The sequence below is a fragment of the Streptomyces sp. Q6 genome (assembly GCF_036967205.1).
GTDB classification, from domain to species: domain Bacteria; phylum Actinomycetota; class Actinomycetes; order Streptomycetales; family Streptomycetaceae; genus Streptomyces; species Streptomyces citrinus.
The window spans coordinates 7210120-7227726 of sequence record NZ_CP146022.1 but is presented as its reverse complement, the minus strand read 5'-3'; the positions used below and the strand labels follow the sequence as shown (position 1 = coordinate 7227726).

The 17607-nt window shown below is 70.8% G+C and carries 13 protein-coding genes; 4 read left to right on the top strand and 9 right to left on the bottom strand.

Translation table 11 applies throughout. From position 1 onward, the window contains the following. Positions 1-104: 104 nt before the first annotated feature. Positions 105-959, bottom strand: coding sequence for a hypothetical protein (locus V2W30_RS33410; RefSeq protein WP_338702316.1), 855 nt, complete (start codon positions 957-959; stop codon positions 105-107). Positions 960-1173: 214 nt separating this feature from the next. On the opposite strand from V2W30_RS33410, the gene V2W30_RS33405 reads away from it, so the two are divergent. Beyond that, positions 1174-1995, top strand: coding sequence for a sugar isomerase (locus V2W30_RS33405; RefSeq protein WP_338702315.1), 822 nt, complete (start codon positions 1174-1176; stop codon positions 1993-1995). 82 nt (positions 1996-2077) lie between these two features. Here the strand turns inward: V2W30_RS33405 and V2W30_RS33400 are convergent, their stop codons facing one another. After that, positions 2078-3463, bottom strand: coding sequence for a type VII secretion protein (locus tag V2W30_RS33400; RefSeq protein ID WP_338702314.1), 1386 nt, complete (start codon positions 3461-3463; stop codon positions 2078-2080). A gap of 1380 nt (positions 3464-4843) precedes the next feature. Here V2W30_RS33400 and V2W30_RS33395 point away from each other — a divergent pair. After that, a complete protein-coding gene (locus V2W30_RS33395) occupies positions 4844-6313 on the top strand; it encodes a glycoside hydrolase family 30 protein (RefSeq protein WP_338702313.1) in 1470 nt (489 codons plus the stop codon). A 36-nt stretch (positions 6314-6349) separates the two neighbouring features. Here the strand turns inward: V2W30_RS33395 and V2W30_RS33390 are convergent, their stop codons facing one another. The 6 genes from V2W30_RS33390 to V2W30_RS33365 all read right to left on the bottom strand — a co-directional run bounded on the left by V2W30_RS33390 (position 6350) and on the right by V2W30_RS33365 (position 13176). Continuing rightward, positions 6350-8155: a heparinase II/III domain-containing protein gene (locus V2W30_RS33390; RefSeq protein WP_338702311.1), complete on the bottom strand. Its 1806-nt coding sequence runs from the start codon at positions 8153-8155 to the stop codon at positions 6350-6352. A 41-nt stretch (positions 8156-8196) separates the two neighbouring features. Then, positions 8197-8913, bottom strand: coding sequence for a hypothetical protein (locus V2W30_RS33385; protein WP_338702309.1), 717 nt, complete (start codon positions 8911-8913; stop codon positions 8197-8199). A gap of 4 nt (positions 8914-8917) precedes the next feature. Further along, positions 8918-9829, bottom strand: a complete 912-nt coding sequence (locus V2W30_RS33380) for a carbohydrate ABC transporter permease (protein WP_338702308.1) — start codon at positions 9827-9829, stop codon at positions 8918-8920. Beyond that, complete coding sequence (locus V2W30_RS33375) at positions 9826-10770, bottom strand: sugar ABC transporter permease (RefSeq protein ID WP_338702306.1); 945 nt, start codon at positions 10768-10770, stop codon at positions 9826-9828. Before V2W30_RS33375 ends, V2W30_RS33380 begins: the two co-directional genes overlap by 4 nt. Continuing rightward, positions 10767-12035 (bottom strand): ABC transporter substrate-binding protein, encoded by a 1269-nt coding sequence (locus V2W30_RS33370; protein ID WP_338702305.1) that lies wholly within the window; start codon positions 12033-12035, stop codon positions 10767-10769. The genes V2W30_RS33375 and V2W30_RS33370 overlap by 4 nt, the downstream gene beginning before the upstream one ends. 121 nt (positions 12036-12156) lie before the next feature. Then, positions 12157-13176 carry a hydroxyacid dehydrogenase gene (locus V2W30_RS33365; protein ID WP_338702304.1) on the bottom strand — a complete coding sequence of 340 codons (1020 nt, stop codon included), beginning with the start codon at positions 13174-13176 and terminating at the stop codon, positions 12157-12159. 214 nt (positions 13177-13390) lie between these two features. On the opposite strand from V2W30_RS33365, the gene V2W30_RS33360 reads away from it, so the two are divergent. Beyond that, positions 13391-14410: a substrate-binding domain-containing protein gene (locus tag V2W30_RS33360; protein WP_338702303.1), complete on the top strand. Its 1020-nt coding sequence runs from the start codon at positions 13391-13393 to the stop codon at positions 14408-14410. Then, complete coding sequence (locus tag V2W30_RS33355; RefSeq protein ID WP_338702302.1) at positions 14407-14553, top strand: hypothetical protein; 147 nt, start codon at positions 14407-14409, stop codon at positions 14551-14553. Before V2W30_RS33360 ends, V2W30_RS33355 begins: the two co-directional genes overlap by 4 nt. A 5-nt stretch (positions 14554-14558) precedes the next feature. Here the strand turns inward: V2W30_RS33355 and V2W30_RS33350 are convergent, their stop codons facing one another. Further along, the gene (locus tag V2W30_RS33350; RefSeq protein WP_338702301.1) at positions 14559-17525 is read right to left on the bottom strand and encodes a GH59 galactosidase; all 2967 of its coding nucleotides are present in this window, start codon (positions 17523-17525) and stop codon (positions 14559-14561) included. Between the last annotated feature and the right edge of the window lie 82 nt (positions 17526-17607).

The following is a 17607-nucleotide window of genomic DNA, read 5'->3' as shown; positions in this document are numbered from 1 at the left end:
ACCAGCGGGGGCCCGCCGTCGTGCACGCCGCTCATGCTCGCCCCGTCCGCCGCGGCGAGCGGCACACGCGCCCCCTCATCGACGGCATCGAGAGGGGGGTGACTTCACATGCAGGCGACCTGTTCCCGGGTTCCCGGCCAGCGTTCGACCCGTCCGTCGGTTCGTACATAGGCGACGGACTTGTCGTGGGCGAGCCACAGCTCGCGGCCGTCGTGGCGGTAGCCGGTGTCGACGGCGTCGGCGGGCATCGTGACATCGCGGGCATACGTGGAGGTGAGCCCGCGGAAGTCGGTCAACTGCCCTTCCGGATCGGCGAAATACTGGCTGCCGCGGTGGTGCGGATCGTCGGCCCGGCCCAGATACAGGAACTCCACGGACTGCCAGTCACAGTGCTCGGGCCCCATCGAACTCTCGACCAGCGTCGTGGCCACGGGCCGGCCACGCCGGTCCTCCCATACGCGGGTGTCGAGCTTCCGGCGTTCCTTCGCGCGGAACTCGGAGGGGTCGCACAGGGCGAACGTCTCCACGCTCCAACCCGGCCTGCGCGGCAGGTCCTTGGCGACGATCACGGCGGCCCGGGTGCGCCCGCCGACGTCGTACGAGTAGAGGACCCGGCTCTTCGTGCGCCGCTCGGCCCGGTACCCGCGATCCGGCAGGACCCGCCAGAACGTCTCGCCGACGTGCCCGGCCAGCGCCTCGTCCGGCGACTTCGCGCCGTCGCCGTCGTCGTAGTCCGCCCCGGAGCCGCCCTCCAGCGGCCGCCCCGCACACTCCAGCGCCCGCACCGACGCGCCCCCGCCTTCGAGCGGGCTGTCCTCCCCGACCCAGGACGGCGTCTTCGCCTTGAGCGGCCCGTCGTACCGGGACGCGGGCGCCTTCGAGCTCTTGAGCACGAGCCCCTCGGGGACGGACTCCCCCATCGAGCAGCCGACCGCGGCCACGGCCACCGCCAGCACCACCGCACCTGCTTTGACACCTGTACGCAGTCTTCTCATGCTCTCTCGACGCGGCAGGCCCCGGAAACGTTCGACATCTCCCCCGCGTCGAGGACGCGCCCCTTCGCCTGCGAGTTTCGTCACCTCGCCCGACCGGCCGCGCCGCGCGTCGAGTACCGTCCTGAGCGCGGCAGGGGGCCGCACCGCACGACAGTTGAACAGCCGGGGGTCATGGGGCATGGGGAGTATGGGGAGCGGTTTCGAGGGGCAACCGGACTGCTGGACGCGCGCGGCGGAACTGGCCGCGCAGCACCGGGCGTTGCTGCCACGACGCGGCGAGCGCGTCGCGGTCGTCGGCTCCGGAGCCTCGTACGCGATGGCGCAGGCGTACGCGGCGCTGCGCGAGGCGGGCGGCCACGGCGAGACGGACGCGTTCAGCGCGTCGGCGTTCCTGTACGGGCGTGAGTACGACCGCATCGTGGCGCTGACCCGCACCGGCGCGGCCCCGGTGATGCTGCGCCTGCTCGGCAAGGTGCACGGCAGTGTGCCGAGTGTCGTCATCACGGCGGCGCCCGACGCCCCGGACATCGCGGACCACACGCTGCGCCTCGACTTCACGGTGGAGCCGTCGACGACACCGGCCACCCGCTTCCCCACCACGGTCCTCGCCCTGCTCCGCGCCCACTTGGGCGAGAACCTGGACGATGCCACGGACGACGCGCAGGAGGCCATAGAGGAGTCCCTCCCCCAAGCCCTGCTCGGCGCCCGCCAGTTCACCTTTCTCGGCACCGGCTGGACGTACGGTCTCGCGGAGGCGGCGGCCCAGCTGATGCGCGACAACGCGGGCACCTGGGCCCAGGCCTACCAGGAGCCCGAGTACCGCCCCGGCCCGCCGTCCCCCGACACGGTCACCTGGGTCTTCGGCACGGCCCCCGACCGCCTCACGGCCGCGGTCCAGGCAGCGGGCGGCACGCTGATCACCTCGGCCCGCGATCCACTGGCGGAACTGGTGCGGGTGCAGCGGGTGGCGTTGGCGGGGGCGGCGCGGGCGGCGGTCTGAGGGACGCGCGGAGTTCACGCGGGGCGGCGCGCCGCCCGCGAGGCGCGAGGTCCGCACGGTCGGCCGAGTCGCCGTCAGCGGGTCACTGCACCCGTACCGCTCGCTGCATGACCTCGACGGCCAGGTGGGCGGCCGCCTCGCGGGTGGCGGTGCCGAGGTGGTCGGTCCTGATCGGGCCGCCGCCGGCGAGATGACGGTCGTAGGGCAGATGGACGACGGTGACGCCGGTCTCCCGCAGATGGGCCGTGGCCGCGTTCAGGTCGAGGTTCGGGTCAGGGGCGCTCGACGTCAGGGCCACCACGGTGGAGGCGAGCGCCGCGTGCGGGAGTCCGGCGAGCCAGTCCAGGACGATCCGGGTGCCGCCCACTCCCTCCGCGGTCAGCGGGGCGACCACGACACGGGCGTGCGCGGTGTCCATGGCGGTACGGGCGACCTCGCCGGGCAGCGTCTCGCAGTCCACGACGGTGACGGCGAAGTAGCGGCGCAGCGCCAGCGTCACCTTGCGGTAGGTGGGGATGTCCAGCGGGGCGCCGAGCCTGCCCTGGCTCGCGGGCAGCAGCCAGCCGCCGTCCGTCACCGGCACCAAGTACCCGGTGACATCGGCCATCTGCATCGACGGCGTGACGATCCGGGCCAGATCGGCGCAGGTCCAGCGCACCGACTCGGCCCCCATCCGCACGGCCAGGGTGCCGAGCGCGGAGTCCGCCTCCAGGGCGAGCACGGGGTCCTGCCGGTAATGGTTGAGGGTGCGGGCGAGCAGCGCCGCCGTGGTGGTCTTCCCCACGCCACCGCGGATCGACGTCACCGCGACCACCCGGCCCGTCCCCACAGGCTGCCGCAGCCAACCGGCGAGGCGCGCCTCCTCGGCCGCCTCCCGCGCGGAGGACGACGCCAGCTTGCGCAGCCCCTTCCCGGAACGCCGGGCCATCGAGTCCCCGTGCTGCGGCGCCCCGAGCGCGAGCCCGAGCCGCGGATCGAGCGTCGGTACGGGGTGCGGCGCGGCGACGGACAACTGAGCCTGCCGGGAGGGGCGCACGGCCGGGACCGCACCGGTGGCGGCGAGCGGCGCGGGCGCCACGGGCGCGACCGTCGCCGGGTTCGTGGGGGTGAAGGGGGCGGGGAGGGGCTGGGCTTGCAGGGGCGTGGCCAGGGCCGGGGCGGGGAGCGATGCCGGGGCCGACGACGGGGCCGACGACGGGGCCTGGTGCGGGTCCTGCGCCTGGGCCTGGTGCGGGCCCTGGGGCGGAGTCGAGACCTGGGGAGGCCCGGCCTGTGCGGGCCCGGCCTGCGCGGGTGGGCTCGCGGGAGCCGAGGCCACCGTGGCCGAGGTGGTGGCGGGCGGTTCCTGCGGAGGCGGGGGCGCCGGGATGTGCGGGGGCACGCTGTCCGACACCGGTAGCGGCAAGGGCTCGCCCGGCACGAAGGGGGCGACCGGCAACGCCGGCTTGGCGGACGGGCCCGGCACCATCGGGGACTCTCCCTGGACAGACGGGCCTGGCACCACTGCGGATCCGTCGTTCGCGGGCGAACCCTGCGTCACCGAGGACCCTCCTTCGGCAGACGGGCCCGGGACCCCTGCGGACTCGGCCTTCACCGGCGGGCCCTGCACCACAGAGGACTCCCTCTCGCCAGACGGGCCAGGCACCACCGCAGACCCCGCCTCGACGACGGCACCTGTCGCCACTGCGGAACCCGCCTCGACAGACGCACCCGGCGCCACCGTGCCCCCGGCCTCGTCGGACGTACCCGGCACCACCCCGGACCCCGCCTCGACAGACGCACCCGGCACGGGCCGGGCTGCCGAGGAGCCAGCCTCCGCGGACAGCACCCCGACCGACGGCACGCCCACGGACGACGTCGCCAACGAGTCAGCCTGCGAAGACAGATCCGGCACCGACGGCGCCAGGGGCGACTCAGCCCCTCCGGCCGGGCCCGGCACGGACGACTTCACCATCGACCCCGCCTCCCCGGATGCGATCGGCATCGCCACGGACTCAGCCTCCACCACCGGCGGCGCCACAGACACCGCAGGCACTACAGGCACTACGGGCAGCCCGGCCTCCGCCCCCGGCACCTCCAAGGGCGCCTCCGGCAAAGGCAGCGACGCGTCTTCCTCGCGGGACTGCGGTTCCGCAGCGGTGCTCTCGGCGGACGTCGCAGCCGAGTCCTCCGGCGCCGCACCGCGCCGGGACAGTCGCGCCGACAATCCCTTGCCCGCCGGGAACGGAGTCGCCCGCGTCGGTGTGTCCGGGATCGGCTCCGCGCCCGCCACCTGCTCCGCCGTGCGCCGTGCCGCGCGCCAACGTCCGGGGTGCGGGCGGAGCTCGTCCGGGTCGCGCACCGGCAACGGCACCCGGTCCTCGGCCGAAATCGACGCCTCTGAAGGTGTGTTGAGGTCGGGCAGGACACCGTCCTGCCGCTCGCCCGAAGTCGTCATCCCCGTCACCTCACGCGAAGGCGTTCGCTCAGCACCGTACGGCTCACCGTCCCCGCGGACATCACGCGGTCACGCGCTCGAACTTACCATCGGCCCGAATCCCCCCGTCCCGTCCGCCCGGACGCGCACCGTCCCCCCACGTCAGCCGCCGCTGAGGAAGCCGACGGCCGGCCGACGCCACCGGAACGACCGGAGCGACCGACGGGTCCCGCGAACCTCCCCTCCCCATCCCCTCGCCATCGAATTTGTCAACGGCCTTGACAGATTGTCCGGCGGTGGCGACCTTACCTGAAGGTCGCACGCTCAACTCCCCTCCCAGCAAGTCCACTTCACCTCATCCCAAAGAGCCGCATCGGAACCAGTGGCAGGCCCCGAGCCGGGCCCGGCCCCAGACCCACGGGAGTACCTCGCATGCCGTCGAAGCCCAGACGTGCCGGACGTGCCGGACGTGTACGTATCGGCCTGCTCGCAGGCGCCACCGCCCTGTCCTGCGCCGCCCTCGTCCTGCCGGGCGCGACCACGGCCGGCGCCGACGACACCGCGGGGAGCATCGACTTCTCGGAACGCCACCAGCGCATCGACGGGTTCGGCGTCTCGGAGGCGTTCCAGCGCGCCGCCGTCATCCACGGCCTGAAGGGTCTGTCGGCCGAGAAGGGTGACGAGATCGTCGAGCGGCTCTTCTCGCGCGAGAACGGCGCGGGCCTGAGCATGCTGAGGCTCGGCGTCGGCTCGTCCACGGACGAGGTGTACGACCACATGAGGACGATCGCCCCGACCGCCCCCGCGAGCCCCGACGAACCGCTCTCCTACCAGTGGGACGGCAACGACGGCGGCCAGGTGTGGCTCGCGCGACAGGCCCAGAAGTACGGGGTGAAGCGGATCATCGCGGACGCGTGGAGCGCCCCCGGCTACATGAAGACGAACGGTTCCGACGCGAACGGCGGCACTCTGTGCGGCGTCGTCGGCACCGACTGTGCGAGCGGCGACTGGCGCGCGGCGTACGCCACGTACCTCGCCCAGTACGTGAAGTTCTACAAGAAGGAAGGCATCCGCGTCACCGACCTCAACTTCACCAACGAGCCCGACTGGCAGGCCTCGTACGCCTCCATGCTCTTCACGCCCGCGCAGGCGGTGGACGCGGTGAAGGCGATCGGCCCGGTGCTGCGGGCGAAGGCCCCCGGCACGAACCTGTACTGCTGCGACAGTTTCGGCTGGGACCAGGGCAAGGCCTACGCCGCGGCCATCGCCGCCGACCCGAAGGCCGAGAAGGAGATCAGCGCGTACAGCGCCCACAGCTACGCCTCCTCCCCCACCAGCCCCCTTGTCGACAGCCGGAAGCCCGCCTGGATGTCGGAGTGGGCGGGCACGGGGGTGTGGCCCAGCAAGTGGGACGACGGCACGAACGCGGCCGGACTGTACGTGGCCGAGCACATCCACGACGCCCTCGCCGACGCCGACGCCTCCGCCTATCTCTTCTGGCTGGGCGCCTCGATCGGCAACACCGCCGCTCTGGTGCGTATGGACGGCGACAGTTACCAGGTCTCGACGCGGCTGCGGGCGATGGCGGCGTACAGCAAGTTCATCCGGCCCGGAGCGGTACGGGTGGACGCCGCGTCCGGCGATGACACGGTGCGCGTGTCGGCGTACCGCAACACGGACGGCAGCGACATCGCCGTCCTCATCAACACCGGCACGCAGGCCACGACCACCGACCTGGCCCTGAAGGCCGCCAAGGGGCACGAGGCGACGGCGTATCTCACGGACGGCGAGCATGACGTGACCGCGACGGACGGTCTGGCGCACGTCTCCGGCGGCCGCCTGACGGCAGAGCTCCCGGCCCGTTCGGTCGTCACCGTGGTGCTGAACTCGGCGGGCCACTAGGCCACTACACCTCTACACCTCTACACCTCTACGCCTCTAGCCCGCTTCGTTCAGCCCCGGTCCGGATCCCCGATCACCGGCCCCGGCCCGGTCCAGCGCACCGACGCGGAACCGAAACACCAGCCGCGACGCCGTCCCTCGTTCCTTCGCACCTCGTTCTGTCGTCCCTCGTTCCGACGCACCTCGTTCCGTCGCACCTGGCTCCTGCGGCTCGAAGCCGAGCCGCAGGAGATGGACCGTGTCCGGGGCGCCGTCATGGTCCGTGGTGTGCACCGTCTCCACGTCAACGCGCGCGGCGCAGTCCTCCGGCAACGTCAGCCGGGCCTGCGCCGCCCGCCCCGCCCATACGACGCCGTCCGCCCGGACATCCGGTCGCACCCGGCTGACGAAGACCTCCTCCACCGGCAGGGGCCGTTCCGCCTCCACCTCGTCGACGAGCAGCAACTCGCCGTCCGCGCGCCGCCAGTTGAAGTGACGCCGCAGCGCCGTCAGGCCGTCCACCTCATAGGCCCCCGCGATGTCGAGGGCGAAGACGACCCCCTCGTCACCGATTCGGCAGTCCGTCACCACCGCCGCCCGATCGCGGCCGGCGGACTGCTCACACCCGCCCACGCGGGGCACCGAGTGGGCGCGGGACGAGGCGTGCAGGAAGTCGTAGCGGGTGGCGTCGTCGAAGTAGCCCTTGCGGTACTCGCCGGCGCCCAGGTCGGCGAGGAGCACCTCGCCCTCGGCGGCGAGGACGAACTGGCCGAGGTCGTTGTGGTTGTGCGGCTCCGCGTTGTGGCCGCCCTTGGCCCCGAAGGCCACGCCGGGACCGCGGTCGACGACCCAGGCCAGGTCGGGAAGGTACGTGGTGCCGCTCTCCTGAGACGGCTCGCCTTCAGGGGCACCTGCGACCCAGCGAAGCGTCCTGGAGAGATCCGCCCAGTCCCTGGACAGGTCCCAGCCGATCGCTTCGGGCGGGACGTGGGCGCCGAGGCGCCGCGCGAGTCGATGCGCGAGTCCGGCCGGTACGAGGGTCCGCTCGCCCGCGTCGGAGAACGCGGGGAAGAGCCCGCCGCCCAGATGCACCGCCGCGGGGAACCCGGCGACGGCCCGTGCCGTGGGATGCGCGAGGAGATCCTCGCCAGTGGACTCCCTGAGCCCTTCGGCGAAGTAGACGAAGTGCGCGAATCCGAAGACCCAGTAGTCGGCGCCCTCGGCGCAGCCGCCGTCGTCGCCGAAGCCGCTGAGGTACGTCAGCTGGGCGTCGCGGCAACGGTCGATCACCCGCGTCAGACGGGGCCCGGGTTCCCACAGGGCCAGCGCGGCGAGCCCGGTGCAACCTCCGCACACGGCGGCCCAGTTGTGGTCCCAGCTCTCCCACAGGAGCGGCCGGTCGTCGTCGGCGAGGAGGGACAGGACCCGGTGGTCGACCTGTGCGCGCACACGGGCGGTGACCCGGGGATCGAGTCGGTCGCCGCACGTCCGCACGGTCTCCGCCAGGAGCTGCGCGGTGAGGGCGGCGAACAGGTCGAGGCACTGGTCCATGCCGCGGCCGAAGTGCGTCGCGTGCATCTCATGGGCGGGCAGCGCCCAGGTGTACTCGTCACACACGGACCACAAGGCGTCGGCCAGCGCGCCGAGTTCGGCGTCAGGGTCGATCAGGACCTCGGCGGCGAGGGCGGTGACGTGCGCGCGGCGCCGGAAGTACAGCTCCTCGTACGCCAGGCGGTCACCGTCGTCGTCGAAACGGCGGTACGCGGAGAACGTCAGCTCCGGCATGGTCGCGCCCCGCGCGGCACCGGCCGCCTCGCGGACGCGCCGCCGGAGGTCCGCCAACTCGCCCTCGGACGGGGCCACTTGGCTGCCCGGCGCCCGGCCTCCTGAAGACCCCGACCCCATCATCCCCCCACTCCCCGCTCACGGAGATCCGACATGACCTGACAGTTGCGCCCCACCACGAACAGCACGCACCCGGGCACCACCGCGAGGCCCAACAAGGGTGCCTGGTTGACCAGGAGCAGGGCCACCGCCGCGAGCGCCAGGTTCATGAGGGTGAGGAGCGGGTGCCTCAGGGCGGCGTACGGTGCGAGCAGGAAAAGCCGTCGCCCCACCGTCCCGCCTCCCGCCAGATGCGCGAGCGCCACCGGCCAGGCGGCGAGGGCCACCAGCGCGACCACCAGCGCCATGGGCACAACCGCCGCGCCCAGAGCGGACGTTCGCAACGTCACGGCGTCCGCCACGGCCGCGACGACGAGCAGCGCGAACGGTGCCGACACCAGCACCGCCCGCCGGAACAGCCGCCGATAGACGCGAACGAACAGCCGCACAGGCGCCTGCTCATCCCCGACACCTCCCACCGATCCCACCGTCGCCCCCATGTACGCGAACGCGGCGGCCAGCGAAGGACCCGGCAGCACCAGCAGCAACACCCCGAAGAACACCGGGTGCCGCCACGGCTGATGACTCACGTGCAGCGCGAGCAGGAGCGGCAGATTCGTCACCGCGATGCCGAGGTTGACGACCAGGACCCGGTGGACGTGGGACCAGATCAACTCCCAGGATCCGTAGGCCACGTTGAGCCGGGCGCGTCGCGCGGGTCCCGCTGTCGTCGCCACCCGCTCAGCCCTTCACGCCGGTGGTCGCGATACCCCGTACGAAGTAGCGCTGGCCGAGCAGGAACACCGCGAGGACCGGCACCACGGACAGCACCGAGCCCGTCATGATCATCGCCGACTCGGCGTCGTACTGACCGATGAAGGCGCGCAGTCCCAACTGGACGGTCCACAGGCGGTTGTCCGTCAGGTAGATGAACGGGCCCATGTAGTCGTTCCAGGTGTTCACGAACGTCAGCAGCGCGAGGCTGGCGAGGGCCGGCTTGGACAGCGGGAGCACGATCCGCGCCCAGATGCCGTACTCGCTCAGGCCGTCGAGGCGGGCCGCCTCGCTGATCTCGTCCGGGATCGTCAGATAGAACTGCCGCATCAGGAAGACGCCGAACGCGCCGAAGGCCTGGAGCAGGATCAGTGACGTATAGGAGTTGACCAGGCCGAGCTTCTGCATGATCACGTACTGCGGCACCATGTACGCCTGCCACGGCACGGCGATCGTCGCTATGTAGCCCGTGAACAGCAGGTCCCGGCCCGGGAAGCGCATCTTCGCGAAGCCGTACGCGGCGAAGCTGCCGGTGAGAACCTGGAGGAACGTGATGACGACGCTCAGGAAGAACGAGTTGCCGAGGTAGGCGGCGAACGGCACCCGCGTCCAGATGCTCGTGAAATTGCCCCACTTGAACTCATCGGGGATCCACTGGATCGGCACCGTGAACACGTCACGGTCGTCCTTGACCGACGAGATCAGCATCCAGACGAACGGCAGCAGGACGCCGAGTGCCACCACGATGAGCAGCGCGTACAGGGCGATCCGTCCGGTCGCCGCCGCCGCGCCGCCACGGGCGCGGTGCTCCGCCGCCGGCCCGGCGGGTACCGGTTCGGCGGGCGCGCTGCTGTCCTTGCGCAGCACGGTGGTGTTCATCGCTCGCTCCTTCGCTGCATCTGGAACTGGATCACGGTGATCACGAGGCAGATCAGGAAGAGCGCGAGGGACACGGCGGAGGCGTAGCCGAAGCGGCCCTGGGTGATGCCCTCGCGGAAGATCAGCTGGGACAGGACGAGGGTGGAGCGGCCGGGGCCGCCCTCGGTCATGACCTGCACCAGGTCGAAGACCTTGAAGCTGGAGACCGTGATCATGACGGTGACGAAGAAGGTCGTGGGCCGCAGGCCCGGCAGCGTGACGTGCCAGAACCGCTGCCAGGGGCCGGCCCCGTCCATCCGGGCCGCCTCGTACAGCTCGGCCGGGACCGTCTGGAGGCCCGCGAGGAAGAGGACCATGTAGTAGCCCATGTCGCGCCAGACGCTCGCGACGATCAGCGCGGGCATCGCCCAGTCCTGGTCGCTGGTCCAGCCCGGCGGGTTGTCGATGCCGATGAAGGTCAGGAACTGGTTGACCGGGCCCGCCTCCGGGCTCAGCAGCATGTTCCACACCACGGCGACGGCGACGAGCGAGGTGATGTACGGGAAGAAGAACGCGGTCCGCAGGACGCGCACGCCGCGCAGCTTCTGGTTGAGCAGCACGGCGAGGCCGAGCGAGACCACGAGGGTGAGCGGGATGTGCCCGGCCGCGTAGTAGAAGGTGTTCTGCAACGCGGCCCAGAAGTTCGAGTCGTTCCACAGCCGCTCGAAGTTGCCCAGGCCCACCCACTTCGGGGTGGAGTACGAGTCCCACTGCGTGAAGGACATCGCGAGCGCGCCGATCACCGGCACGAGGGTGAGGGCGGCGAACCCCAGGAAGTTGGGGACGATGAACGACCAGCCGATGAGGGTGGTGCGGCGCCGCCGGCGCTTCACGGCGGCCTGGTGGGCCGCGGAAGCGCCGGTGGACACGTGCTTCGTGGTGGGCGGGGCGGTGACACTCACTGGACTTCGTCCTTCACGCGGCTGTCCATCTCCTTGATGCCCGCGTCGGCCGACTTCTCCCCGCTCATGATCATCTCGTGCTCCTCCTTGAGGATCTGGTCGATGTCGGAGGACTTGTCGCTGACCGGCATCTCCAGCTTCACCGTGGACGGCTGCATGGCCGTACGGGACAGCGCGTCGGACGGCATGCCGTCGACGGAGAAGAAGGTGTCGAGGATCTTGTCGCTGGTGTAGGCGGGCGTGACGCCGATCTTCGCGACGGCGGCGGCGCCCTCCGGGCCCGAGGCCCAGGCGACGAACTTCTTGGCGGCGTCGGCGTTCTTGGCCTTCTTGTTGACGGCGAAGCCGGTCGGCGAGCCGAAGGTGACGGTCTTCCCGTCGTTCTTGATCTGCGGCATCGGGGCCATGCCCCACTTGATGTCGTTCTTGCCCTGCTTCGCCTCGGCGAGCAGCGCGGCCGCCCACCAGGAGCCCATCGGGACCATCGCGGCCTTGCCGGTGGTCAGCTGGGAGTCGTACGTGATCTGGTTGCTGGAGGCGGTGGAGAACGGCATGGTCGCCTTGGCCTTCTGGAGGCCGAGCGCCATCTCGTACTGGTCCTTGAAGAACGCGTAGTCGCCGCCGAGCTGGTCGCCGCCGGTCTGCGCGGAGGAGATCGCCTGGATGACGGAGCGCCAGGTGTGCAGGTAGGTGCCGTAGACCTTGTCGGCGCCGGACCCCTTCGTGAACCGCTTGGCGAGTGTCGCGTAGTCGTCCCAGGTCAGCTTGGACAGGTCGGTCTTGCCGACCATGGCCTTGTTGTAGAAGAGGACCCAGAAGTCCGAGCGGTAGGGCAGCGCGTAGTACTTGCCCTGGAGGTCGTAGTCGCTGAGCCCGGAGTACGAGGCCTTGTCGAGCTTCGACGCCTCGTCGGTCAGCGGCAGGAGCTGGCCGCGGGTCGCGTAGCGGGAGTAGTCGGTGACGTTCTTCATCGTGAGGATGTCGGTGGTGTCACCGCCCGCCAGCATCGTGGTGATCTTCTCCGGGTAGCTGTCGGCGAGGATGTCGACCGGCTGGACGTCGATGGTCGGGTTCTTCGCCTCGAAGCCGTCGATGAGGGCCTTGAACTCGGGCGTGGTCTTGTAGTTCCACAGCGCGATCTTGACGACGGTCTTGCCGTCGGACGACGTGGCGCTGTCCGTGCCGCTGGCGTCGCATGCGGTGGCGGTGAGGGTCGCGGCGACGACCAGCGGCGCGATGCGGACGAGGCTCTTCTTCAACTTCATGTCGGCGGCTCTCCTTTGAGCTCACGGGTGGAGCGGTTGAGGACGGGACGGTCGGGACGGTCGGGACGTTTGGAACGACGTACGGGTGCGGGTGCGGGTACGGGTGCGGGTACGGGTGGTGTCAGGCGCTGAGGCCGAGGGCCCAGCTCTCCGCGGTGATCTCGGCGTGCAGTGGCCGGCGCTCGACCCAGCGGGCGAGTTCGTCGAGGACGTGGTCGGTGAGCCGGCCGATCTCGCTGCCGAGGGAGCCGGCGACGTGCGGCGTGATCATCACGCGAGCGAGGCTGCGCAGCGGCGAGTCGGCGGGCAGCGGCTCGGGGTCGGTGACATCGAGGATCGCGAAGAGCCTGCGGGCGGCGCACTCGGCGGCCAGCGCGTCGGAGTCGACAAGGGAGCCGCGTGCCGTGTTGATGACGGTGGCGAAGTCGGGCAGCCTGCGCAGTTGTTCGGCCCCGATGAGGTGGTGCGTCTCGGCCGTCTCGGGTGCGTGCACGGACAGCACGTGGACCCGGGGCAGCATCTCCTCCAGCGGTACGAGCGTCGCGCCGGCCCGCGCCACCTCGTCCGCGTCGGCGTACGGGTCGGCGACGAGGACGGTGGTGCCGCGCAGCACCTTGAGCAGCTCGACGACCTGCCGCCCGATCCGCGAGAAGCCGACGACGCCGACGGTCCGGTGGAAGTTGGACAGGTCGCCGTAGCCGCTGACCGAGCCCCAGCCGCCGTACGCCCGCTGCTCGTCGGCGGCGAGGAACGGCACCTTCTTCCCGGCGAAGATGATCGCCGCGAGGGTGTACTCCGCGACCGGTACGGCGTTGGCGTCGGCGGCGCTGGTGACGCGGATCCCGCGCCGCCACACCTCCTGGCCGACGAGGTCGCGGACGCTGCCGGCGCCGTGCAGCACGGCCCGCAGGCGGGGCGCGGCGGCGAGCCGCTGCGGGGTGAGGGCGGGCGCGCCCCAGGACGTGAGGAGGACCTCGGCGCGGGCGAGGCGTTCGCGCGCCCCGGCGCTGTCCAGGTCGTCGGTCCAGCACGGCTCGTCCAGGGTCACGAGGTCGGCGAGGCGCCGCAGCCGGTCCCGGTCGAAGTGGGCTTCGAAGCTGGACCTGCTCATCACGACCAGAGCGCGGGCCTTGGTCTGCATGGGGTGCGGGCTCCTCTGCCTTGTGGGCGCCCGCTGCAACAGCAGGTGCCATCCGTGTTTCCGGCGAGTTCCAGCCAGAAGTCGCTGAGTCAGAGATAGTGGTCGCCCGCACAAAGTCACCAGAGCTCGACCACATACGAAACGATCTGAACAGACTCGAACATCGCGCCCGGCTCAGAGCCCGCCTTTGAACCCGGACGGGAGGGGATACGCCATGACGCCCACACGGGGTGGTTCCGAGGGGGCCGACCAGTTGTTCGCGCTGCAACGCCGCGAACGCCTGATGGATCAGCTGCGCCTGCACGGCGCCGTTCGCGTCCGCGATCTCGCCCGCGACCTCTCGGTGAGCGAGCTGACGATCCGCCGCGACATCGCGGCCCTCGCCGATCGCGGCCTGCTCACCCGGGTGCACGGCGGGGCGACGCTGCCCTCGCCGCTGGAGCACGAGCCGGTGCGCAGACGGCGGCTCGCGACGCCCGCGTTCACGATCGGGATGGTCGTTCCTTCGCTGGACTTCTACTGGCCGCACATCGTCAGTGGCGTTCGCAACGCGGCGGCGGCGCACGGCGTCAACGTCCAGCTGCGCGGCTCCAGTTACGACCAGGCCGAGGATCGGCGGCAGATCGTCCGGCTGACCGAATCGGGCCAGGTGCAAGGCCTGCTCCTCGCGCCGAACCTCGAAGGCCCCGGTATGCACGAGATGCTCGACTGGATCGGCAAACTCCCGGTCCCCGTCGTCTTCGTGGAGCGCCAGACGCCCGAGTGGACCCCGACCCCGCACCAGATGGAGTGGGTACGCAGCGACCACGCGACCGGCATGGAGATGGCGGTCCGGCATCTGCACACGCTCGGCCACCGCGACATCGGCCTCGTACTGTCCAAGGGCAGCCCCACCTCGGCGCACCTCGCGGTCGGCTGGCACCGCTCCTGCGCCGCACTCGGCCTGTCCGACGCCTTCCTGATACGCGAGAGCGTCGCGCTCGACGTCCCCGGGCACCGCCGGATCATCGCCGACATCCTCGACGGCTGCCGCCGCTCGCGCATCACCGCGCTCATCGTGCACAGCGACCCGGACGCCCTCTCGATCGTCCAGTACCTCACCGAACAGGGCATCCGGGTCCCGGACGACATGGCGCTCGTCAGCTACGACGACGAGGTCGCGCACCTCGCCGATCCCGCCATCACGGCCGTGCGGCCCCCAAGGCACTGGTGGGCCGCACGGCGGTCGAGATGATGCTGGCACGGCTCCTCGAAGGCAGCCGCAGGCCCGCGGGGCGGGCCCTGATCCTCCCGGAGTTGATGATCCGCTCGTCATCGCTCCCGGCCGCCCCGCAGACGCTGCCCGCGCCGTCGGCCTGGCGCCGCGAAACGGTCTGAGCGCGCTACTCGCCCGCGGGCTCCAATTGGCCGTACGCGGCCCGCAGCCGGTCCGCGATCTGCGCGACACCGACGGCGTCGAGCCCCTTCCGCCCGGCCACCGCGGCCCGCGCGGCATCGCGGTCGTACGCGTACACGGCCCAGGACGCGGCCGTGTACGCACCGCGCTCCGGCGTACCGACGTCCGTCAGCGCCTCACGGATCGCCGAGGTGTCCACGGCGCCGCTCACCGCGCCGGACGCGGTCTGCAACGCGTCGACGACGAGCTTGCCCGACTTCAGCACGAACCGTGCCTCGTGCCTGCCGTCCCGCAGGCCGCGCAGCGCGTACGTCGCGAGCCGCTTGTCGGCGGCGACGCTCTTCGCGTTCCGCGCGACCAGGTGGCCGTCGACGTACACGTCGAGCACGGCGCTGCCGTCGTTGCCGCCGATGACGTCGACGCCCGTCCCGCGGAACGGGACGGTGAAGGACGCGCCGGCCGCCGTGCTCGTCGACGTGGTCCGATACCAGTCCATGGCATCCCCGAGCGAAGCCTTACGACTCCAACTCCCCTCATACCGCACAGACTTGTCCATGTTGTCGAGCTGCTCGGTGCCGTACGGGGCGTACCCGTCGACCGTCTCGACCTTCAGGTTGTCGAAGCCGGTCCGGTGGAAGTCGCTGCCGAGCTTGACGCGGCCCGCGCGCTCCGGGGTCGGGTCGTCGTACGTCGCGACGGCCTCACCGTCGACGAACGCGGTGACCCGCGCCCCCTTCGCCTCGACGGCGAGCCGGTAGTGGTCGGCGGCCGCGACCTTGCCCTGGGCGACGACCGTGCCGTACTCGTGGAACGTCCAGGCTCCGTCGGCCCCGATCCGCACGTTGTAGGCGGCGTCACTGATCGCCATCCCCTTCTGCTGCCGCACGCCGAGCGCGGCGAGTCCGCCGCCCGCGTCCGGGAAGGAGACATCGACGGACGCCGTGTAGTTCTCCCAACGGAAGTCGCCCACCGTGGTGTTGGGGGTGTTCTTGTTCCAGGCGGCGGTGTCCTTCATGGACGGATCCATGTACTGGTACAGCTTCCCGTCGTCCCCCACCTCCCACGCGCCGGTCTGGTCGACCATGTAGCGGGGCTGGTCGCCGCGCGAGGCGAGATAGGGCTGATACGTCTTCCCGACGCGGACCTTCCCCTCCTCGTCGTACGCGAAGTCGTCGGCGTACAGATACCGGTCGCGGGTGTCGGCGCGGCCGCCGCTCGCGTCGGTGTCGAGGACGGTCCGCTCGCCGGACGCGGGCAGTCGCCGGGCCGTGGCGTCGTCGGCGCTCGCGTCGAGGGTCGTGAGGGTGGTGATCGAGCGCGGCTTCACGGTGTACGCGTAGTACCCGTCGCCGTCGGGCCGGATCTCGTCGACCAGGTGCTTGAAGTTGGCGTCGTAGCGCTGCCCGGCGTCGGCCGCGCGCGTCTCCCACACCTCCATGGTCGGATCGCTGCCGAGCCGGAGGTTCTCGGCCTTGATCCGATAGGTCTTCGCCTGATCGCTGTCGTTGACGACGACGGTGGAGAAGTCCTTCTTGGCGGGATCGGCGAGCGTCATATAACTCGGGGCACCGTTGGACCCGTCGAGGTTCTCGGTCCCGCTCACCCCGCTGTGACTGGCTTCGGGCACGGTCCGCCAGATCCCCGCGGTGTTCGTGTCGTTCTCCCACCCGGTCTTCGCGAACTGGGTGAACTGCTGCATCACGTAGATCGCGGCGTCGTAATGCAGATACCCCGACCAGGGATCGCGCGCGCTGACAAGCTCCTTGTGACTGTACTGAGCACCCTCGTAGAAGGACCCGATGGCGGGCTGGAAAATGTAATGCGTCCGCTTCGAGTTCGCGTACCCCTTGACCAGACGATTGGCGACGTCGAGGGCGCTTTGCACACCGCCGATCCCGGTACTGGCGCCGCCCGGCCCTTCGTTGTTGTTCACCCGATAGTCGGTGACCCCGAAGGACCCGGTCCCCTCGCTGTACCAGACCTCCTTGTCCTGCCCGTTCGGAGTCCTGCCGGTCGCCAGCTTGGTGTACGGCTGGTACGTCGCACTGTCCGCGGCCCCGTCGAGCCGGTCGTCGGTGTTGTAGTGGTAGCCCACCGCGTCGACCATGCCGAAGAGTTCGGTGTCGGTGAGCAGCGCCGGGCCGATCTTCTTCGACTGGTTCTCGTCCGAAGCGACGATCTTGATGGAGTGGTAGGCCCGCGCGACCTCGTCCCGCCGGCCTTCCGGAATTCCGTATCGGGCGTCGGAGAATTCCGTGTCGCTCGCCACCGCGTTCTTGTACCACTTGATGAACGAGACGTCCGGCGTCCCCGTCTCGTTCTTGTCCGGGTTCACGTAATCGACCATGTACCCGTATTTCTGGTACACGTCGAGAAGGGTCTCCTTGTACCACCGGTACATCTCATCGGTGCCGGTCCCCTTGTTCCACTCCGTCTGCACCCACTGCGGCATCTCCCACCGGAGAACGGAGACCTTGAGCCCCGGGTTCACCGTCTTGGCGTCGGCGGCGAGCTGGAACCCCGGGGAACGCGACGCGTCGGCGAGTTCGTCGCGCGTCCGCATGGTGGCAGGGTCAGCGCCCGTGGAGGTGTTGGTGTCGGACCCCATCTCGACCTTGACGTGGTTGATCAGGGGGTGCGACCCACCGAACATCGTCCGGATGAACTGCCAGTACCGTTCCGGGTGTTCGGCCTTGTAGTCCATCAGCAGGTTGCTCGTGCTGTTGCAGCTGAGCACACCGAGGCCCTTGTACGTCAGCCCGTTGACGTTGTCGGCCCGCACGTCGTTCCCGTCGACGACGACCTCGACGGGGTCGTCCGCGGCGTGACCGGGCGGCGCGGCCAGCAGCCCGGCACCCAACGCCACCACGGCGGCGACGGAGAGCGCGCCCCATCGCGGTCTTCCCTGGCCGCGCGTCGTCCTCGACGCGCGCACGTTCTTCTCTGAAGGCATGCGCCATGACACAACGCGCCCGCTCAGCCCCTCTACGCCTCACCCGGACCCGAACGCACTCGTTCGGACTCGAACATGGCAG